The 21,810-nt window shown below is 37.6% G+C and carries 16 protein-coding genes and 1 pseudogene; 10 read left to right on the top strand and 7 right to left on the bottom strand.

The annotated features are described in order from the left end of the window. Window positions 1–238 precede the first annotated feature (238 nt). Window positions 239–3,085, top strand: a complete 2,847-nt coding sequence (locus OK18_RS01685; RefSeq protein WP_050020070.1) for a SusC/RagA family TonB-linked outer membrane protein — start codon at window positions 239–241, stop codon at window positions 3,083–3,085. A gap of 12 nt (window positions 3,086–3,097) precedes the next feature. Further along, window positions 3,098–4,780 (top strand): RagB/SusD family nutrient uptake outer membrane protein, encoded by a 1,683-nt coding sequence (locus tag OK18_RS01680; RefSeq protein ID WP_050020461.1) that lies wholly within the window; start codon window positions 3,098–3,100, stop codon window positions 4,778–4,780. 120 nt (window positions 4,781–4,900) lie between these two features. On the opposite strand, the gene OK18_RS20820 is transcribed toward OK18_RS01680, so the two are convergent. Further along, window positions 4,901–5,062: a helix-turn-helix domain-containing protein gene (locus OK18_RS20820; protein ID WP_082129114.1), complete on the bottom strand. Its 162-nt coding sequence runs from the start codon at window positions 5,060–5,062 to the stop codon at window positions 4,901–4,903. On the opposite strand from OK18_RS20820, the pseudogene OK18_RS21595 reads away from it, so the two are divergent. Next, a pseudogene (locus tag OK18_RS21595) lies at window positions 5,054–5,188 on the top strand (DUF779 domain-containing protein); the annotation flags it as partial. The gene OK18_RS20820 and the pseudogene OK18_RS21595 overlap by 9 nt on opposite strands. A 33-nt stretch (window positions 5,189–5,221) precedes the next feature. On the opposite strand, the gene OK18_RS01675 reads toward OK18_RS21595, so the two are convergent. Further along, on the bottom strand, window positions 5,222–6,421 hold the full coding sequence (locus OK18_RS01675; RefSeq protein ID WP_053326872.1) for a dicarboxylate/amino acid:cation symporter: 1,200 nt from the start codon (window positions 6,419–6,421) through the stop codon (window positions 5,222–5,224). Window positions 6,422–6,514: 93 nt separating this feature from the next. On the opposite strand from OK18_RS01675, the gene OK18_RS01670 reads away from it, so the two are divergent. The 3 genes from OK18_RS01670 to OK18_RS01660 are packed head-to-tail and all read left to right on the top strand — an operon-like array spanning window position 6,515 to window position 8,308. Continuing rightward, window positions 6,515–7,435 (top strand): DnaJ C-terminal domain-containing protein, encoded by a 921-nt coding sequence (locus OK18_RS01670; RefSeq protein ID WP_053326871.1) that lies wholly within the window; start codon window positions 6,515–6,517, stop codon window positions 7,433–7,435. Between the two features lie 3 nt (window positions 7,436–7,438). Beyond that, the gene (locus OK18_RS01665; protein WP_050020072.1) at window positions 7,439–7,741 is read left to right on the top strand and encodes a chaperone modulator CbpM; all 303 of its coding nucleotides are present in this window, start codon (window positions 7,439–7,441) and stop codon (window positions 7,739–7,741) included. Between the two features lie 39 nt (window positions 7,742–7,780). Further along, complete coding sequence (locus OK18_RS01660; protein WP_053326870.1) at window positions 7,781–8,308, top strand: YcxB family protein; 528 nt, start codon at window positions 7,781–7,783, stop codon at window positions 8,306–8,308. A gap of 83 nt (window positions 8,309–8,391) precedes the next feature. On the opposite strand, the gene OK18_RS01655 is transcribed toward OK18_RS01660, so the two are convergent. After that, the gene (locus OK18_RS01655; RefSeq protein WP_053326869.1) at window positions 8,392–9,390 is read right to left on the bottom strand and encodes a PLP-dependent cysteine synthase family protein; all 999 of its coding nucleotides are present in this window, start codon (window positions 9,388–9,390) and stop codon (window positions 8,392–8,394) included. A gap of 124 nt (window positions 9,391–9,514) precedes the next feature. Beyond that, window positions 9,515–10,744: an ABC transporter permease gene (locus OK18_RS01650; protein ID WP_050020077.1), complete on the bottom strand. Its 1,230-nt coding sequence runs from the start codon at window positions 10,742–10,744 to the stop codon at window positions 9,515–9,517. Window positions 10,745–10,748: 4 nt separating this feature from the next. Between OK18_RS01650 and OK18_RS01645 the strand changes: the two genes are divergently transcribed. Continuing rightward, window positions 10,749–11,939 carry an exo-beta-N-acetylmuramidase NamZ family protein gene (locus tag OK18_RS01645; protein WP_053329265.1) on the top strand — a complete coding sequence of 397 codons (1,191 nt, stop codon included), beginning with the start codon at window positions 10,749–10,751 and terminating at the stop codon, window positions 11,937–11,939. Here OK18_RS01645 and OK18_RS01640 read toward each other — a convergent pair whose 3' ends face one another. The 3 genes from OK18_RS01640 to OK18_RS01630 are packed head-to-tail and all read right to left on the bottom strand — an operon-like array spanning window position 11,940 to window position 13,954. Further along, window positions 11,940–12,146 carry a hypothetical protein gene (locus OK18_RS01640; RefSeq protein WP_050020078.1) on the bottom strand — a complete coding sequence of 69 codons (207 nt, stop codon included), beginning with the start codon at window positions 12,144–12,146 and terminating at the stop codon, window positions 11,940–11,942. 4 nt (window positions 12,147–12,150) lie between these two features. Next, window positions 12,151–12,771, bottom strand: coding sequence for a DUF3575 domain-containing protein (locus OK18_RS01635; protein WP_053326868.1), 621 nt, complete (start codon window positions 12,769–12,771; stop codon window positions 12,151–12,153). 7 nt (window positions 12,772–12,778) lie between these two features. Further along, complete coding sequence (locus OK18_RS01630; RefSeq protein ID WP_053326867.1) at window positions 12,779–13,954, bottom strand: thioredoxin family protein; 1,176 nt, start codon at window positions 13,952–13,954, stop codon at window positions 12,779–12,781. A 230-nt stretch (window positions 13,955–14,184) separates the two neighbouring features. Here OK18_RS01630 and OK18_RS01625 point away from each other — a divergent pair, with 230 nt between their 5' ends. The 3 genes from OK18_RS01625 to OK18_RS01615 all read left to right on the top strand — a co-directional run bounded on the left by OK18_RS01625 (window position 14,185) and on the right by OK18_RS01615 (window position 21,805). Continuing rightward, entirely contained in the window at window positions 14,185–15,768 is a 1,584-nt protein-coding gene (locus OK18_RS01625) for a histidine kinase (RefSeq protein ID WP_053326866.1), read from the top strand. Window positions 15,769–15,880: 112 nt separating this feature from the next. Further along, window positions 15,881–18,466 carry a zinc-dependent metalloprotease gene (locus OK18_RS01620; protein WP_053326865.1) on the top strand — a complete coding sequence of 862 codons (2,586 nt, stop codon included), beginning with the start codon at window positions 15,881–15,883 and terminating at the stop codon, window positions 18,464–18,466. A gap of 6 nt (window positions 18,467–18,472) precedes the next feature. After that, on the top strand, window positions 18,473–21,805 hold the full coding sequence (locus OK18_RS01615) for a SusC/RagA family TonB-linked outer membrane protein (protein ID WP_053326864.1): 3,333 nt from the start codon (window positions 18,473–18,475) through the stop codon (window positions 21,803–21,805). Window positions 21,806–21,810: the final 5 nt, after the last annotated feature.

Here is a 21,810-nt window from a genome sequence, read left to right as displayed (position 1 = left end):
CTTTTCAAAAAAATAACGTATTTTAATTTTAATTTTACTTTTTCTTAAAATTCTATTAATATTCCAAATGCTTTATTTTTTGTTAATTTTTTAAATATAATAAAATGTATTCTTTACGTTTTTTTTGAGATCGTTGTGAATATTCCCTTTGTAGATGCGGGTTTTGGGCTTTTAATAAATTGATGTTGTAGATATTTATTAACATATTTGTCACTTGAATATATTAAAATGTGTTAATATGAATGTGAAGTTACGTGTTTTGACAGCCGGAGTTTTGTTTTTTACAGGACAGGCTGCATTCGCTCAGGAAAAAGACTCTAAGAAAGACAAGGAGACTAAAATTGAGGAAGTAGTGGTGTTAGGATATAGCAAAACGGCTACGAAAGCTAAAACTACAACATCTTCGGTAACAGTGGGTGCTGAAACTTTAGAAAACAGACCGAATATCTCTGTGCTAAACTCAATCCAGGGTACTGCTCCGGGGATTGTAGTGAATTCAGCATCAGGGTCTCCGGGTTCTGGTAAATTCAATATCCTGATCAGAGGTGCCAGTTCCCTGAATGGTTCTACAGATCCTTTGTATGTTGTGGATGGGGTGATCACTTCCGGATCCCAGTTTAGAAACTTAAACTCTTATGATATTGAAACATTCAGTATCCTGAAAGATGCTCAGGCAACAGCAATATATGGAAACAGAGCTGCGAATGGAGTAGTGGTTATTACAACAAAAGGTGGGAAGTTTAATTCCGGGCTAAAAGTTTCTTATGACGCTTTGAGTTCTTTCAGTAAGCTACCTAATGCGGACTACAATATGGCAAATGCTCAGCAATTGTTACATCTTCAAAAGAACTTACAAACCGGTTTAGGAAAAACCTTATCTCGTGATGAGATTAACAACTGGGGAGTAGATACAGACTGGAACAAACAGTTTACCCGTATTGGTATTTCCCAACAACATAACTTGTCAATTACCGGAGGTGGCGAAAACATCAATAACTTTTTATCTTTAGGATATCTTGATAGTGAAGGTACGGTAAGGTCTACAGACTTCAAAAGGTTTACCATGAGAAACAACCTTAACGGTAAGTCTAAAGATGGAAAATTATCCTTCGGGGCTATCATGGGGTTAGGATATTCGAAAAGAAACCAGCTGGATGATGAAACCAATACAGGTATTGCCAATAACACGCTTCAGAACCCTTTATTCGGGGGAGTTCTTTCAAGACCATATATCGGACCATCTCCCTATGCTAATGGACAGGAGTTATATAACGCTATCAAAGGAGATGCGTCTAACAACAGACAGTGGATTCTTCAGGATAACATCAATGGTGGAATCAGAAACAGGTTTACAGAATTAAGTATCTCTGCTAACGCTAACGTAAACTATAAAATTACAGACTACTTGAGCGTTGGAAACAGAACAGGAATCGAGTATAAACAGTATGAGAGAATTTTTGCAAGATCTCCACTAGGATACCTTTCTATCAGTGTTGCTAATTCAGATGGATCCAGATATGGAGGGAATGAAGACTTCACTACAACAAGAGATTTAACATTCAACAGTATTACGAATATTACATTCAATAAATCTTTTGGAGATCATACCATTACTGCTGCTGCGTACTTGGATTATATCAAAGCTCATGTCAGTACAACTTCTCAGAGACAAAATGGTCTGAATCCATTACAGTGGGAGTTTGGTGCAGGAACAGGTTATATTCCTTTTAATCCCGATACACCAAACATTTACAGACCTTCTAACAGTGCTTCAAAAGTAACAGCCGGTACATTAGCTTACTTTGCAACAGTGGACTATGACTTCCAAGATAAATATGGGGTAAGTGGAGTTGTAAGAAGAGATGGTTCTTACCGTTTCCTTCCTACCAACAGATGGGAGACTTTCTGGTCAGTAGCAGCAAGATGGAATATCGACAAAGAAGATTTCATGGCGAATTCAGGATTCAGATTGCTTAAGTTAAGAGCATCGATCGGTACTACCGGTAACCAGAATTTAGGAATTGCTACGGATAACGGTAACCCGTTAGCTTTACTTCCAAATAACTTCCTTGACTTATATAACGGTTTCTCAGGATATCAGAATATGTTAGGGTATAATTTTGTTAACTTATCAAACCCTTACTTAGAGTGGGAGCAGGTGAAACAAAGCAATATCGGATTAGATTTCAACTATAAAGGATTGATTGAAGGTAGTGTTGATTACTATCAGAAAAGAACATCAAGAATGTTCAATGATCTTCAGAAATCATCAGTTACTGGATACTACTCAATCAGAGGTAACGACGGAGTCCTTGATAACAAAGGGATTGAAGGATTGATCAAATATAATGTGATCAGAAACCAGGATACCAAACTATCTATTTTCGCCAACGCAGCATACAACTCGAACAAGATTGTTTCCATGAATAGCGAAAACCTTGCAGGAGATGTGGTAAATGCTATTGGTGGACCTGCCGGACAATATCAGTTATATACCTATGTTGGGGTAAATCGTGATAACGGAAACTTACAGTTCCTTGACAAAAACGGAAACATTACTGAAGCTCCAACCTCTGCAGACAGAGTGTTAACAGGAAAATCAAGATATGCTAAGTTTACAGGAGGTTTCGGATTCAATTTCCAACATAAAGGATGGTTCCTTGACACATTATTCTCTTTCCAGCAAGGAGGATGGATCTATGACAACTTACAATCATGGATTATGGACCCAAGTGCTGCTGCCAACAGAAACCTTTCTGCTGACTTACTGAACGCCTGGACTCCTGATAACAGAGACACGGATGTACCTGCCTTGAAAGCGAGTAACCTAAGCTTAGGTTCTTCAGACAGATTCTTACACAGATCAGATTTCATAAGACTGAAGAATATTACTGTAGGATATAACTTTAGCAAAGATCAATTAGGTAAATTGCCGGTAAGAGGTATTAAAGTATTCGTTCAGGCAGAAAACCTTTACACATGGACAGATTGGAAAGGATTTGATCCGGAGCCGATTACTTCGTATTCACTAAATGTTTATCCTAACCCAAGAACCGTATCTGTAGGTTTAAATGTTGATTTTTAATTGAGAAGAATTATGAAAAGAATTATAAACACAATATTAGTTGTAGCCACCTTATCCTCTGCATCATTTGCATTAACCAGCTGTCAGGATGCATTGGATATAAAGCAGCCGGGAGAGTTACAGGAACAAGACCTGTATACCAGTGTTGCTAACCTTAATGAAGTTTTAAACGGATCTGTATACGCTCAGTTGGATCCGATTGATGAAATTTATTTTACCGCTGTATTTACAGACGAAGTAAAGCCGGGATCTGGTAGTGGAGGACAGGAATATACACTGCACAGACATTTCCTTGATCCTTCCAGCCCTGTTATAACAGGAGGTACAGTAGGTACCGTTGCAAGTGATGGAATCTGGTTGAACAATTACAGAGTAATCAACAGAGTGAACAGACTACTGGAAGGGGCAAAGAAAATTACACCTGCTTCTGCAACAGAGCAAAAACAATATAATGAAATTCTTGCGCAGGCAAGAGCAATCAGAGCATATTGCTATGTACAGTTAGAGGCATATTTTTCTAGTGACATGAAAAACCCTAATGCTTTAGGAGTTATTCTTCTGAAAGATATACCATCTACAGAAGCTCAGTTACCAAGAGCGAAAAACCAGGAAGTATATGACTTCATTAATGCTGATTTAGATTATGCAAGAGAGATCTTAAGCAACGCTACAACTCCAAGAAGATATTTTGCTGATAAGAGTTTTGTAAATGCTGTTGCTGCTCGTTTTAACCTTTACAGAGGAGAGATGGCGTTAGCAAAGAAATATGCAGAATTGGTAATCAGCGGCTCAGGCCTTTCTCTTACGGCAGCAGGACCAATTACAGGAACCAATGCTCAAGTTCCAGTTACTGAAGCTGATGGTTCTGTTTTCCAATCCGGAGATTTTACTGAACCGGAGACTACTGACAAATGGGATATTGCATTCTACGGAGGAATTGATGAAAAAACTGGAAATGGTATTGTAGGAGGATCTTTCAACCCATACAGAAGAATGTGGGCTGATTCGGATAACGGTGAGACTATCTTCTCTCTTAACAGACTTCCTCTAGGAGCCGGTGCTGCTATTGGTGGGAAGTGGAATACAAACCAGTCCAACATTAAGGGATCTCCAATGTGGTTCTGGGGAAGAAATTTATATAACTTGTTCCAGAATATTCCTGGTGATATCAGAAAGTATGCCTACGTTGATCCTTCATCAAAACCAAATACTGATTACGCTAATGCAGCAGCGGGAGCTACCAGAGATGATGCATTGGTGATTGACAAGTACCCGGGAAAACTAAGTACATCAACCAGAAATGACATTAAAGTTTTCAGATTGTCAGAGATGTATTTCATTATAGCAGAAGCTGAGGTGGCAGCAGGAAACCTTACGGCAGCTCATGATAAAATCCAACAAGTGAGAGAGGCAAGAAATTTCAAGGGAGCAGCGATAACACCTGCTTATTCAACTGCACAATTAGCTTATGCTGATATCTTGAAAGAGCGTAGAATTGAATTGGCACTGGAAGGACATCGTTTCATTGACCTTAAGAGACTTGGGGGATTGGCTAATGCTAGCATGGACAGAAATGACACGGATGATATCATCCCGGTTAAAAACCTTGTAAATGGTGATTACCGATATACATTACCTATTCCAATTAAGGAAATTTCGGCTAACCCGAATGTAAAACAAAATGATGGTTACTAATCATTTTAAGGAAATTTCGGCTAACCCGAATGTAAAACAAAATGATGGTTACTAATCATTATTAAAAATAACCCCGGAGTTTTACTTCGGGGCTTTTTATATATATGTTTTCTAAACAAATTATCTCAGAGCTATTCTTTTCTGATAACTTTTCGGGGTTACTCCCTCCCATTGTTTAAATACCCTCGTAAAATAGTTGGTGTCTGAAAATCCCGTCAGAAAAACAGTTTCCTTGATGGTGTTCTTACTGGTAAGTAATTCTTTCGCTCGGTTTACCCTCATTTTACTCTGGATGTGACCGACGGATTTTCACTGGAAACTCCTTTAGGCAAAACATTTAAGATTCATTACAGACTTTTTACGCCTAAAGAATATAAAAACCTGGAACCTATGCAGCGAAGCGAATAAGCAATAGAGTTTCCGTTAAACAATCAAGAGAAGTCAGACCTTCACAAACCGGTTGACAAACATAGCGGCAACAACATCTCCTACCGCATTCAAAACTGTAGCCAGGGGATCTACCAAGGTTCCGATGATCATAACTGCGGGAATTGCCTCCTGAGGGAGCTTATACACTGAGATCATTAACATTTCCCCAATATAACCTCCATTAGGAATACCACCGGCTACGATGCTCACAAAAACCGTAATTCCTAAAGCTAAAAGCAGGTTGGCCGGATCAAAAAAATCTTTCCCTATAATTAAAAATGCCACATAAATTTTAATAATGGAAGACATGGAAGATCCGTTTTTATGAAGTGTTGTCCCGATAGGAATAACCAGATTGGCTATTGAACTTGGAATACCTATTTTTGAGGCAGCTTGCAGGTTTGCAGGCATTGTGGCAAAGCTGCTGCAGGTACTGATAGCTGTAAGGGTAGGGTAGATCGCATTTGTCCAGAAACTTTTAACCCCTTTCTGACCGTTCGCCATGAATGCATAAATAGAAAAAAAGACAATGAAGTAGATAATTCCTGCAATATAATATAACCCCAGCGGTTTAGCATAAAACCCAAAAAGCTGCGGACCTAATGTAGCAACCTGATAAGCAAAATAAGCTCCCAAACCAATAGGCGCAAGCTTCATAACCAATAAAAGCAGTTCCTTCATAACTTCATATCCTGAAGCAATAAAAACGCTGAAAGGTTCTCCTTTCTCCCCGGTTTTTCTGGCAGCAAAACCTGTTAAAAATGCAAATACTAAAAGAGCCAGCATGTTTCTCCTTGAGAACAGTTCCGTGAATTCTCCTACCGTAAAGAAACTTACAATCCGGTTTCCCCACGTATCATTGTCGGCAGCTTCTGCTATTAACTCTGAACTGCCGGAAACTCCCGAAACAGGAAACAGGTAGACAGCACAAATTGTAAAAATAGCAGCTGTCAGAATAAAGAATAAAAATGTAAGAGCCATCACAAGGATGATTTTTCCAAACTTAGATTGCTGTTCCAGCGAAGCGATAGAATTGGAAACGGCAAAAAATACCAGAGGAACTACACTTACAAAAAGAAGATTAAGAAAAATGTCTCCCAATGGCTTAATGTATTCTACAAAACCTGGGGCTACAATACCAATAATGCTTCCAACGATAATTCCTAATAGTAAAAATATAATTCCGGAATAGTTTTTTAATACCTCTTTCATGCAGGGCTTTTTATCAAAGATAGGTTTATTTTTAACATTTCTTTATACAATTTTCAGACCTAAAATTCATAAATTTGAGTAAACATCGTTTCTATGGCTTATATAGATTACTATAAGATTTTAGGCGTAGATAAAAGCGCAACCCAGGATGACATTAAAAAAGCCTACCGAAAACTGGCAAGAAAACTGCATCCGGACCTTAATCCTGACGACAAAGAAGCTGAAAGAAAATTTAAGGAACTCAACGAAGCTAATGAAGTACTCAGCAATCCCGAAAACCGTGCTAAATATGATAAGTACGGAGAACATTGGAAACACGGTGAGGAATATGAAAAAGCCCAGCAACAACAAAGACAGTACCAGCAGCAAAGCCACTATGACTATGGAGGAGGATTCTCAGGAGCGGATTTTGGAGAAGGTGAAGATTTTTCAGATTTCTTCCAGAATATGTTTGGGGGTGCGGGCGGAGGCTTTGGCAGAAGTTCCCGGGGAAGTGCCTCAGGGAAATTCAAAGGACAGGATATACATGCTGAATTGAATTTAAATTTAAGAGATGCCGCAAAAACTCATCCGCAAACTTTTGAGATCAATGGCAAAAAGGTAAGAATCACAATTCCTGCGGGAGTTTACGATGGCCAGCAGATCAAATTGAAAGGCCACGGAAATCCGGGAGTAAACGGTGGCCCGAACGGAGACCTCTATATCACATTTAACATTCCGGTAGATCCCAATTTTGAAAGGATTGGTGATGATCTGAAAACGAAAGTATCCATAGATTTATATACAGCGGTTTTAGGAGGTGAGGTTAAAGTCAATACTTTGGAAGGAAGTGTTAATCTTAAAGTGAAGCCGGAAACCCAATCCGGGATTACGGTAAGATTGAAAGGAAAAGGGTTTCCTGTCTATAAAAAAGAAGGACAGTATGGTGATTTATTTGTAACCTATGAAGTAAAGCTGCCTACCAACCTTACAGAAAAGCAGAAAGAACTTTTTGAACAATTGAAAAATTCCTAGGTCATGAGCGAAAGAATATCACGGGAAGAACTCGTAAGAATATATAATATAGAAGTCACTTTTTTTGACGAATTGGTAGATTACGGCCTGCTTCATGTACAGACAGAAGATAACATCCGTTATTTAATGTATGAAGATTTACCTGAGCTGGAGAAGTTTGCGAATTGGTACTATGATCTTGAAATTAACCTGCCTGGTTTAGAAGTAATTCATAATATGCTGAAAAAGCTGGAAGCTCTCAAACGAAGAAACAGAGAGCTGATGAATAAACTTTCTGCCATAAATAATGAATATGAAGATATTTAGTTTAGTTTTGTAGCTTTTACAACAAACTATATACAAACTATGAGCGAGGAAAAGGTGATCAGACTAAAATCAGACAGAAAGAATTTTGAAGATATTTATTTTAATGGTAATCAGGGCAGTCTGCTTTTTTCGCCTACCACAAAAAGCAAGACGATAACAACTATTGCTGCAGCTGTTGTTGTACTGGTCGTCTTTCTATTTAAAGATAGTTTAGGTAAAGATAATGTAGGTATTTTATACTTTTTAAGTTTTATACTTTTACTTTGCGCTGTTTTTCTTTCTGTAAGCATCAACAAAGTTTCAAGATGGAAAAAGCAGGTTAATCATTACCTGAACCTCATTGAAAACTGTACAATATATGAGATCAGGTTTGATCAGAATTTTTTTACCATCAACATTGATGGAGAAAAAGAAACCAGTGAGTGGAAAGATTTTGAGCATTTTGAGGTTAATGAAAAATTTATTTCCCTCGAAGGAAAATACAGTTACATGTTTCCAAAGAAATCAATGAGTGATAAGGAATACAGTTTTCTCAAGAAAACATTGAAAGAAAATATCAGACAATAAAAATAAAAACGGAACAAAATTTTGTCCCGTTTTTTATTATATACGAATGGCTTTTTGCCTATAATAATTCGTTATCTGCTTTCTTAGGCTTCCTTGCTTTCTTCCAGCCAGCCCATTTCCTTCATCCACTCATCATTGTAGATTTTTCCTACGTATCTGGAACCATGGTCATGAAGCAAAACCACAATGACATCATCTTTGGTAAACTGCTCTTTCATCTGAACAAGAGAAGCAATAGCACTACCGGCAGAATATCCACAGAAAATTCCTTCTTCTTTTGCCAGCTTTCTTGCATAGATAGCTCCGTCTTTATCTGTTACCTTTTCAAAATGATCAATCACCGACATATCATAGTTCTCAGGGATAATATCTTCCCCGATTCCTTCTGTAATATAGGTATAGGCATGATCATAATGCAGTTCCCCGGTTTCATGGAATTCTTTCAGAATAGAACCATAAGTGTCTACTCCAATTACCTTAATATCCGGATTTTTTTCTTTGAAAAAAGTCCCACATCCCGTAATGGTACCTCCGGTTCCGGCACCTACCACAAAATGAGTCAGCTTGCCTTCTGTCTGTTCCCAGATTTCAGGTGCTGTAGATTCATAATGAGCCGCTCTGTTGGATAAATTATCATATTGATTTACATACCATCCGTTTTCCGTTTCTTTAGCCAGTCTTTTGGAAACTGAATAATAAGAACGCGGATCAGTTGGTTTTACATCAGTAGGACAAACGATTACTTCAGCTCCTACGGCACGAAGAATATCACATTTTTCTTTTGATTGCTTGGAATTGGTCACAAAAATACATTTGTATCCTTTGATGATAGCAGCCAGTGCCAGTCCCATTCCTGTATTTCCGGAAGTTCCTTCAATGATGGTTCCTCCCGGTTTTAGTCTGCCATCTTTCTCGGCATCTTCTATCATTTTAAGAGCCATTCTGTCCTTTACGGAATTCCCGGGATTGAATGTTTCTACCTTTGCTAAAACCAGTGCAGGAAAATCTTCTCCCAATACTTTGTTAAGTTGTACTAAGGGTGTATTTCCTATAGTTTCAAGAATATTTTTTGCGTATTTCATAAATGTTTTATATGCGGTGCAAAGATAATGCTTTTAAAATTATCCATACCTTAGACTGATAGATGGATGCTATATATTGAAGAGGATTGATCAACAATATTTAACAGCAGCCTGTTTTTAATTTCTAATTATATTTAATGGCTTTTACCGGTGAAATCTTACTGATCAGATAGCTGGGAATGATCAGAGCCAGCCCGGAAATAATCAGGATCCCTACGGAAATAGAAATAATAGCGATTGGGTTGAGGTCCACAGGAACCGTACTCACATAATAATTTTCAGGATTGAGTTTGATTATTCCAAAGAATTTCTGAATCAGGATAAGTCCCAGTCCAATGGCGTTTCCGTATAGAAGCCCCGGAATCATGATGATCAGCGTATAATTGATGAAAGTTGCTCTAATCTGGGAATTGCTTGCCCCTAAAGTTTTAAGAAGACCAATAGAATTAGTTCTTTCAATAATAAGAATTAAAAGAACCATAATAATATTAATTACCACAACAATCAGCATAATAATGATAATCAAAGCAATATTGGTATCGAAAATACTGATCCAATCAGTAATTTGAGGGAATTTTTCAGTGGCTTTCTCTGCATAGTTTTTATAACCGATCAGTTTCTCAATTTCAGGGAAGTCTTTATCAATGTCATTGACATTTTTAAGGAAGATATCAACACCTCCGATTTCATCAGGTTTCATATCCTGGATTTTTCTTACGTGATTGATACCACCAATGACAAATTGATCATCTATCATTTTGATGTCGGTCTTGAAAATTCCGATAACCCTGAATTTCCGGTAGATAGGTTTCTGGTCGGTTTTTGAAAATACGGTAACAATACTGTCGTTAAGTTTAAGATGAAGATCATTGGCCACCTTTTGTGAAATGGTAACATTGTTATTGAATCCTTTTTCAGTCACCTTAGGAGTAGTTCCTGCAATGAGAAATTTTTTAAACCTTGCACTGTCAAAATCTTTCCCGATTCCTTTAAAAATAATTCCGGCAAAACTATGCTCATTCCGCATAATTCCCGTTACTGTTGCATACTTCTGAACACTTTCCACATCCGGGAGCTCTTTTATTTTAGGAAGATTTAACCCCTGATTATCAAGAACAGAAGTGTTGTATGAAGAATTGGACCGGGTAGACCTTACAGTAATATGACCGCTGAAATCCGCAAGTCTTTCCTTAATAGCTTTTTTAGAACCAAAACCGGTAGCCACCGTGATTAAGGACACAATGATCCCCAAAGCTACAGAAAGTCTGCCAATGAAGATGATAACCCTTGAAAGGTTATTTTTGTTATCTTTGGAAAATGCTATTTTTCTAGAGAAATATAAAGGAAATTTCAAGCTTATGAATTTAGATTTCAAAATTAAAAATTTACTTCTGATTTGCCTAATTTTTTTAGGAGTATTCAACCAATATTATTCTCAAATTCAATCTGATTTTAAAACCGGAGCAGATCAACCAGAGTTGTATTTACCATTGTTAAAGGGTAAAACAGTAGGGGTGGTTACCAATCAGACGGGGTTGATGAGTGACAAAACCCATGTAGTAGATTTTTTAGTTAAAAATAATATTAAGGTTAAAGCTATTTTTGCCCCCGAACATGGTTTCAGAGGAGATGCTGATGCCGGTGCAAAAGTGAAAAATGGCGTGGATGTGAAAACAGGAATCCCGATTGTTTCTTTATATGCCAGCAACAAAAAGCCGAAACCCGAGCAATTAAAGGATATCGATATAGTTGTTTTTGATATCCAGGATGTAGGGGTAAGATTCTATACTTATATTTCTACTTTGTCTTATTTAATGGAAGCCGGTGCTGAAAATAATGTTGAAATCATGGTTTTTGACCGCCCTAATCCGCATGATGGTTATACGGATGGGCCGGTTCTGAAAAAAAAGTGGTCCAGCTTTGTGGGAATGCACGAAGTTCCTGTAGTATATGGGTTAACGATAGGGGAATATGGGAAAATGGTGAACGGAGAAAAATGGCTGAAAAATGGAGTACAGGCAAAATACACCCTTATTCCGATGAAGAATTATCATAAAAAACAGCGTTACGCAATGTCAGACAGGCCATCACCAAATTTGCCTAACGATAAATCGATTAACTTATATCCAAGTTTATGCTTCTTTGAAGGGACCCAGGTTTCTGTAGGAAGAGGTACAGATTTGCCTTTCCAGGTTTATGGTTCTCCGTGGACACAAAGTTTGCCTTATCAGTTTACGCCAAGGCCTAATTTTGGAGCTAAGGATCCTTTCCTGAACGGAAAATTATGTTATGGAGAAAATCTTTCCAACTATCCCGGGGATTTAAGAGAATTAAACCTTGAGTGGGTAATAAAAGCTTATAAAGCCTATAAAAACCCTCAACAGGATTTCTTTTTGAAAAACCTATGGTTTGATACATTAGCCGGAACCGATGAGCTTAGGAAACAAATTATTGCTGGCAAATCGATTCCGGAAATTAAATCTTCATGGAAAAAAGATCTGGAAAATTTTGAAAAAATAAGAACCCGATACGTTATTTATAAAGACTGATTAATCAAAATTTTGAGGCGGGTTTTTATCATTTTTTCCTTTATTTAAAATGAAAAGCCCAACTGTTAGCCCAATCACCCCTGCAAAAGCAGTAAGCAGGGCTCGTTGTAATTTATCAGGCAAATCATTCCCTATATAATTCATTAAAAAAAGGATCACAAATGTGATCACTGAAATGATAATATGATTTCTTCCTAATAACTTCATTGTATTATTTTAATTTATAAGAGATCATTATGCCTCCCCTGTAAGGAATGATTTCTCCGCTTCTGTTAACGCCATCTGTTCCATCATAGCGTTTTCCGGTAGTGCTATCATATCCTTTGTAAAAACCTTGAGATGTACCTATTGTGGCGTAAACGTCAAGATTCCAACGGTCAGATAACTGGAATTGGTAACCTCCTGTTACCCCCAGCATAATTGAAAATCCTTTTTGATAAAGATTAGAACTATCAAGGAATTCTCCTTCATTGGTAACATAGGTGCCGCTCCAATAATTCCATTTTTGAAGATTAAAAGCAGAAAGACCAATATTAGCTCCTATATACCAATGTTTAAAAGCTTCCTTGAAATAATATCTTCCTTCTATGGAGGCGGAATAAATCTGTAATTTATGCCCTGCAAAAGATTTCCATGGTGAGATAAAGATATCTCCCTGAAGGGTGTACTTAGGCTTTATTTGTTTTTCTATCCCAATATTTAGTATTCCTATTGGTGCAAATAATGCATTCCCTTTTATGTATAAGCTCTTTTGATTTTCCTGTTCCTGAGCAGTTAGGGTTTCTATTGTTAAAAGGGCCAGGATACTTCCTGTTAATAATTTGTAGTTCATCAATGTGTTATTTTATTTGATTTAATAATTCTTCCGCCAGTTTGGAATCCTTGCTGCTCTGAACAGCTATATTTTTTGCCATTTCTGCGTAATTTTTTGCCATTTCTTTATTGCCGGTAAGAAAATAAAGCTTTGCAAGAATATAAGTGTTTTCAGATGTCTCTCCCCTCATAACAGATTTTTCTGCCCATTCTGTAGCTTTCTTTAATGAAGCTGGTGTTTTGATATGATCAACGAATACCCAAGCAGCTCTTAAAAGTTCATTAGGTTCGAATGCATCAGCGTTTTTATAATACTCTAAGGCTGCCTTTTCATATTCCGGGAAATTGGCGTTTTGCTCATAATACGCAAGCTTTGTCTGATTAAGTTTTGTTGTGGCTGCCTGTTGTCCTACCAATGGTATGGCAGATTTCATGAAATATTCTTCATTGATCCTTTTGTTTTTTTCATCAATGGATTGATCCACTATTTTGGATAACTTCAGCTGTGCGTCAAATTCTTTATAGGTTTCTTCCGGAAGGTATTTAATAATTTCAGCCTTTCTGGAAGTGAAGGCAGCATAATTACTGTCTTCAGTTGATTTTAAAAAATATAAAAGAAAACCAATTTCCTCTTTTGAAAGCTCCTCCGTCTTTTTTTTGTTTTCGAAATATCTTTCAGAAGCTTTCTTGGCAAAATCATAGTCTGAAGAAGAGTTTAACTTCATAATATTGATCAGAAACTCAGGATCTTTTTCTCCGCTGGCAAACCGGTCTCTCAGAGATCCTTTCTTATTACCCGGGGAATTGATGTCCTGCGCCATAGCGATGAACATACTTTCTTCCATATAACCGGTATTTCGTGACACCAGCTCGCCTTCACCATTCAGAAAAAGATAAGTAGGATAGGATCGCACCCCGAATTTTGCAGCAATATCCCTTCCTTCTCCTTTTTCCATATCAAATCTTGCATTGATAAAGTTGGTATTATAATACTCTCCGACAGATTTCTGAGTGAAAACATTTTTTTCCATCAGTTTGCACGGTCCGCACCAGGAAGCATAGGCGTCAATAAAGACCAGTTTTTTTTCCTTTTTAGCCTTTGCAATGATATCCTTGAATGGTAATTCCTGAAATTGGATGGACTCTTGGGCAGAGACGATTACAGTACAAAAAATAGATATCCCGGAGATGAGCTTCTTCATTTTTCAAATAAGATTTGTAGGCGAAGATAATTAATTTTCAAAATATAAAAAGATCAATCTGCAATTGATACCGCTATATTAACTAATTTTAAGACTATCAAACAGCAATTGTTGTAAATGAGTAATGTTTACAGTGATAAAAAATAATTCACTTTATAGTCCTCAATACTTTGTTATAATTTTGCAACTGCTTATTTATATGTGGAAGTAATACAACAATTTAGAGAATCTTGACGATTAATTTTAAACACGCCTTATCCCGGAAATCTATTTATATCACTGCTTTATCTGCCTGCTTAATTGCTGTGGCAGCATTGGCTATTCTGAGTTTTTTAATCACCCGTGATAGCCAGAAAAATACAGAAGACTTTGCTAAGAAGACGTTCTTCCGGAAATATGAATCTATAGAAAAAGAATTCAAAAATATTGAAGACTATCAATATCTGTTACGGGCACTGATCCGGAAAGATGGTTTACAAAATTATAAAGACTATTCCTCGGTATTGAATGACCTGAATAAAAAACGCAATCTATTAACGGATAGCTGGTATTACTATGAAAATAAAGCAGCTGGAAAATCCGAAAGAGATGGTTTTTTATCAGATATTTTCAGGAACAAGAAGGATATAGAAAAAACAATTACTTTAGAAAATGATGGGGCTGGAGATTTCAGGAATATTTTGGTTACCCATAAAGACAGTTTGTTTTGGGTGAGCTATGATTCTCTGATTTTACCTGATAAAAATGTCCTGTATTATGGATCTACAGTAAGTTTGGATGACCTTCACCAGTATTTTATCAATGTAGATAAAAATTCTAATACCTATGCGTATGTTTTCACCAAAGAAGGCATTTGCATTACCCATCCTGAGAAGAAATATTTGGGAAAGAATATTTTTGAATTTACAGATATTAACCCAAAAGACACTGTATGCAGTACAAGCAGGACCGGATATACCCAGGGAACTGCCACTTCTGAATATCTTGGGGTAGAAGTCACCCGCTTCATAAAACCATTAAAAACGGATAATTTTGAAGGATATACAGTAGTGAACCATGTCAATTTCATCATCGATGAAAATGTATATAAGATTAAAACCTATACAACCTATATTTTTCTGGCGGCTTTATTTCTTATTGTAACCGTTTTTATTTTATTTCAAAGAGCTGCCAATGTTGCTTACCAGGAAAAAGAAAAAATTCAATCAGAAAAGAATCTGTTATTGATTGAAAATGAAAAAATGCATAAAGCGGAAATAATCAACCAGCTTCAGCAGCTTAAAAATAATATCAATCCGCATTTTCTGTTCAATTCCCTGAATTCTTTATATATGCTCATTGGAATTAATAAGGAGAATGCTCAGAAGTTTACCATGAATCTTTCCAAGATCTACAGATATCTTATTGTACCTCCAAAAGAAAATATTGTTTTGGTTTCGAAAGAAATTGATTTTATCCGGAAATATATGGAGCTTTTGAAAAGCAGGTTTGATGAGGAACTGAGATTCGAAGTCATTATTAATGATTCCAAAAGCCTGGAAAAACGTATTCCTTATCTGTCACTTCAAATCGTTACGGAAAATGCAATAAAACATAATGTTGCCACCATAGATCAGCCGCTGGAAATCATCATTAGTATTGAAGAAAACGGGATTGTTGTGAAAAATACCTGGCAGCCTAAAACAGAACCTGTGCAAGGAGAGAAGTTTGGAATTAATTATTTAACTCAAATTTATGAATATTTTAGGATTAATTCTCTTAATATTTCTGTAGATGGTGAATATTTCATATGTTTTTTACCGCTAATGAAGTGAAATTGAAAATCCACTCACTCCCGAAAAATCACCTTTCACTCCCTAATATGATCTATATGATTTTGTATACCTATAGCTTTGCCCGCTGAAACTAAGATATTTACTATTTGGAATGAATCGGATTATTGTAATGAAGAATTACAGACTGGCTCTGTATTTAGGACTTGCTATGGCATCGCCGGCAGTTCTGGCACAGAAAAAGGACACTGTAAAAACAACGAAGGAAAAAACTGAAAAGACAGAACTTTCATCATCAAAAAAAACAAAAAAAATTGAAGACCTGATCAAGAAAGGTATCTATAAAAAAGGGCTTTTCAATACAATTCAGGTAAAAACAGATGTTTATTTTGAAATTCCTGATACTTTAATGGGACGTCAGTTTTTGGTTGTCAACAAACTCTCCCAAGTCCCTATGCAGGTGAATGAAGCAGGGTTGAATAAAGGGATGAATTACGAAAATAAAGTGATTTCCTTTCACCGGGATACGGTAGCCAGAAAAGTTTGGGTTAAAACTTCAGTGGCAAAAGTGTCTTCTCCTAAAAATGATGCTATTACAAAATCTGTAAAAGACAATTTTTCAGAATCTGTCATTGAAGTTTTTGATATTGAAGCTCAAAACAATGATTCTACGTCGGTAGCCATTAAAGTTAATAAAGTCTTTGATGGTAACCAGAAAAGCTTTAATGACGTTCTGGCGAACGTAGGTCTTGGTGGATCAGTGAAATCAAGCCTTTCTTATATCGAAGGCGTAAAGACATTTCCTAAGAACCTTGTTGTTAAATCCCAATTAACCACTTCTGTAAACGAAGGAGGTGTTGATCTGCCGGTGACCTTAGGAGTAACCACTAATCTTGTACTGCTTTCTGAAACCCCGATGAAGCCGAGAATAGCCGATCCGAGAGTGGGATTTTTCAGCGAAAAACACTGGGCCTTTAATGATCAGCAGCAAAGAATGGATGAAAAGTTCTTTATTACCAGATGGAACCTGGAACCTAAAGATGAAGACCGTGAAAGATATTTAAAAGGAGAACTTGTTGAGCCTAAAAAGCCGATTGTCTATTATATTGACCCGGCAACCCCAAAACAATGGCGTGAAAAAATCATTGCGGGAGTTCACGACTGGCAGGTCGCTTTTGAGCAGGCAGGTTTCAAAAATGCCATAATAGCCAGAATGCCGGATGAAAAAGACGAAGATTTTGATATTGATGATGTAAGATATTCGGTAATCACGTATGCTGCTTCTCCTAAATCAAATGCGATGGGGCCTTCAGTAGTGGATCCGAGGAGTGGTGAAATTATCGAAGCGGATATCATCTGGTGGCACAATGTGATGACTTCCCTCCAGGAATGGATGAGGATCCAGACAGGGCCTATAGATCCCAAAGCAAGAGGAAATATATTCAGCAATGAGCATATGGGAGAGGCTATCCGGTTTGTATCATCCCACGAAGTAGGACATACATTTGGATTGAAACACAATATGGGAGCCTCCTTTGCCTTTCCGGTAGAGTCCCTTCGTTCAAAAGAATTTACAGATAAAATGGGGGGAACGGCTCCTTCCATCATGGACTATGCACGTTATAATTATGTGGCTCAACCAGAAGATGGTGTTACTGCCATTACCCCTAAAATCGGTATTTATGACAAATATGCCATAGAATGGGGATATAGGTGGTATCCGGATGAATTTTCCGAAAAAAAAGCATTAAGAAACCTCATCGAAAAGCACCAGGATGATCCTATGTATTTCTATGGTGAACAGCAAAACTACCTGGAAACAATCGATCCGCGTTCACAATCGGAAGATTTGGGTGATGATGCAATGAAAGCCAGTGAATACGGAATGAAAAACCTGAAGGTAGTAGTCAATAACCTTTTAAAATGGGCTTATGAAGACGGTAAAGATTATACGGATGCGGGCAAACTGTATTTGGGGGCTATCGGGCAATGGGATCTGTATACAGGTCATGTCATGGCGAATGTAGGAGGAATTTACCTGAATAACACGGTTTTTGGTAATAAGAAAAAAGCATATGAAGCAGTGCCTGCTGAAACCCAGAGAAGGGCAGTAGATTATCTGATTACAAATTCAATTAATCTTCCGGAGTGGTTATTCTTCAATCCGATTACTGAGAAAACCTATCCTGTTAAAAATTCACCAATGGGGCCATTTGAGCAGACTCCATACACTTTAGCAAGAGGAATGCAGTATGCCAATATCTATTCTTTGTTTGTGGACGACAGGCTATTGAGATTACTTGAAAATGAATTGAAACATGAAGTCTCAGGTTCAAAAGAAGAAATCTATACGGTGGAAAACCTATTTGACCAGGTAAGAAGTGCCATTTTTAATAAAAGAGGAAGCCTTACAATTCTTGAAAGGATGACACAGAAAAATTATGTGGATGCCCTGATTGTTTCAGTGAATAAACTATTTGAAAAAACAGCTGTGAAAAGCCTGAAAACCAGTGAAACACTGAATATGCCGTTGATCTGCAATTATCACGAAGCAGATAAGAATCTCAGAAATATTAATTATTCATCCATGAAAAGGGTTTCTGAAGTAACCACTTATAAAAGGGCAGAGCTGCAAAAAGTACTAGACTTGCTGAACAGGACCAGATACAAAGGAGATGAGGCTTCCAGGGCTCATTACACAGACTTAATCATTCGAATTGAAGAGGCTTTAAAAAAATAATCAACTATGAAGAAATCTCTAATACTTTTACCTCTTTTGGCGGCTCAGGTTGCACTGGCCCAGGAAAAGAGAACCATTACCGGAAAAATAGAAGACGGAAATACCTCTGCTGTCATTACAGGAGCATCTATAAAGATTGAAACACAATCTGTGTCTACTAAAACCGAGCTGGACGGGATTATTGAAAGTGTGTCTGTAGGTACTGTAACCGATAAGGATGGGAAATTTATTCTGGAAGTTCCTGCAGATACCAGATCAGTATTGGTGAGTTATCCGGGATATGAGTCCAGGACCATTCAGATCAGTGAAGGGAAAACCAATTATATGATAAGGCTGACTCCTGAAGTTTCAGATAAAAATAAAATACAGGAAGTTATCATCACCGGATATCAGAAGATTGAAAAGCGTAAGCAGACTTCAGCAGTTTCTACCGTTAAAATGGATGCAATTACCCAGGCTGGGGTTGCAAGTGTAGATCAGATGCTGTCAGGCCAGATCGCGGGGGTAGCGGTTACTCCTGAAACAGGATCCCCGGGGAGTCCTGCAAAAATCAGAATCCGTGGAACAGCTTCTTTATCCGGTCCGCAGGATCCGTTATGGGTGATTGACGGGCTTCCTTTAGAAGGAAACGATGTTCCTAATTTCAGTGATAAAGATAATATTGACCAGCTTCAGAATTTTTCTATTGCAGGACTGAATCCTAATGATATTGAAGATATAACCATCCTTAAAGATGCTGCAGCTACTGCAATCTATGGAGCAAGAGCAGCAAACGGGGTTATTTCAATTACAACCAAAAAAGGGAAAAAAGGAAGTCTAAAATTGAATTTCTCCGCAGATACCTTTGTAACTGCCCGCCCTGATTTTGGCAAGCTTAATCTCCTAAATGCATCGGAGAAAGTTGATCTTGAACTGATGCTTGCCAGACGTACCGATTTAACCTATCGCGCTGATAAAGGGGAAGTGATGCGAATTTTAACTCAAAACGGGCAACTTGATGCCTTCAGAAATGGTGGTTTGGATGCGTTGAATTCAATGACCCGCCAGCAGATAGATGGTTTAAGGAATAGCAATACGGATTGGGGAAAATTATTGTACAGAAACGCCATCAACAGGCAGTACGGTTTGAGTGTTTCAGGAGGTAGTGACCGTGCAGACTATTACTTCTCGTTAGGATATTATGATGAAGAAGGTACAACGATAGGAACAGGTTTTAAGCGTTATAACCTGACTCTGAAAAACAACTATAAATTAAGCGATAAACTAAACGCAGGAATCTCTGTTTTTGGGACCCAAAGTGAGCGTGAGTCATTTGTTACGGATGCTGATGCGTCTATTAATCCTGTAAATTATTCAAGGAATGCCAATCCTTACCTGACTCCTTTCAATGCGGACGGAAGCTACAGGTATGACAGAGATATGGATGGTTTTGATGACCGGTATATTCCTTTTAATTTCCTGGAAGAAAGGGAAAATACCAGCTATACCCTGAAAAACAACTCATTGAAGGCAATATTGGATTTAGAATATAAGGCTTCAAAAAATTTGAGATTCACTTCTCAGTTAGGTATTCAGTATGATGCCAATAAAACCGAAAAGTATGCTGCTGAGAATACGTATTTTACCAGGAAAATGAAGGAAAATACCCGCTATTATAAAGATGGGGGATACCATTATTTCTTACCTGCCGGTGCGGTAAAACAGAACTGGGATAATGATTTCTTCCAGTATAACTGGAAATTACAGGGAACATACAGTACCAAAATTAATTCAAAGCATGAAATTGATTTGATGGCAGGAACTGAAATCCGTAAAACAGAAGATAATACTACGGTTACAAGGGCATTCGGGTATGATCCTGCAACGAGAAGGGCTACAGCAATTGTTTTTCCGAATTCAAGCTTTGCAGCGGACAAAAGGTATGAAACCTATCGTGAAAACCCGCCAATAGAGAATGCATATGCTTCTATGTTTGCTACTGCTTCTTACACCTATGATCAGAAGTATACATTTTTCGGAAGTGTAAGATATGATGGAACCAACCTATTCGGGGTTAATAAAAAGTATAAATACCTGCCAATATGGGCTGTTTCAGGATCGTGGCTGGTGACCAAAGAGAATTTTATGAAAAATATTTCTGCAATTTCTAATCTTAGATTCAGGGCTTCCTATGGTCTTCAGGGAAATATTGACCGTAATACTTCACCTTTCTTTATTGGAGAATATAATGACGCAACGATTCTCCCGGGGATGAAAGAAGGAATTATCAATGTAATCAGCCCTCCGAACGATAAGCTTCGCTGGGAAAAAACAACCAACGTCAATTTTGGTGTTGACTTAGGGTTGTTCCAAAACCGTATCAATCTTACCGCAGATATTTACAATAGAAAGGGAACGGATATGATCAGTATGAAAGAAACCCCGCTTGAAACAGGATTTGAATATACAATGATGAACTGGGGGAGTTTAACGAACAAAGGTTTTGAGTTGGCATTGTCTACAAGAAATATCAATAAGGATCATTTCAAATGGACCACTACTATTAACTTTGCCCATAATAAAAGTACAGTATTAAGTGAACAGCCTCGTGACAATTCTTTGCTTCCTTCCAGGGAAGGTCTTCCGGTAAATGCTGTTTTCGCTTTGAAAACAGCGGGAATGGATGAATTTGGAAATCCAATGTTCTGGAAAGGGGATGAAAAAGTATCGGCAGCAGAGTTTTTCAAACTATATGATGTATACGAAGATTTTCTTCCGGGGCAGCTTGTAGATACAAAACTTTCAAATGCTGAACTGAGAAATCTTTTTACATACGTGGGAGATAGAGACCCGAAATTTACAGGAGGGATCATCAATACCTTTAAAATACACAATTTTGACCTGACTGTTTCTGCAACGGTCAATCTAAAGCAGACTGTAATGAGAACGCCTTCCTACCGCGGAATGGAATTAGACAGAGGGCGAAATTACACACGGGATATCTACGAAGCTGGTTCTTCTCTTCCGGGAATTACAAGCCCGGATATGGAGGCTAACCCAAATGGATGGATGGCAAACAAATGGTTTGCGGGAAACCGTTCCAATGCTTACAGCCTGCTTGATGTTTGGGCAAAGGAAATCAGCTATGTAAGAATCAGCAGTATCCGTTTGGGATATACCCTCCCGAAGGAATTTACAAGTCCTATGGGGATCAGCAGTCTTAGGCTGAGTATTGAAGGACGTAACCTGTTTGTATTCAGTAACGGGTACAAAGGATATTTTGATCCGGAAACCTATGGTAATATTTATGCACAGCCTATTACCAAATCAGTTACAGTAGGCTTTAATGTTTCTTTTTAAAACTT

Source organism: Chryseobacterium gallinarum (genome assembly GCF_001021975.1).
Taxonomy (GTDB): domain Bacteria; phylum Bacteroidota; class Bacteroidia; order Flavobacteriales; family Weeksellaceae; genus Chryseobacterium; species Chryseobacterium gallinarum.
Note: the sequence above shows the minus strand (reverse complement) of the source record. Positions and strands in the feature narration are given on the sequence as shown.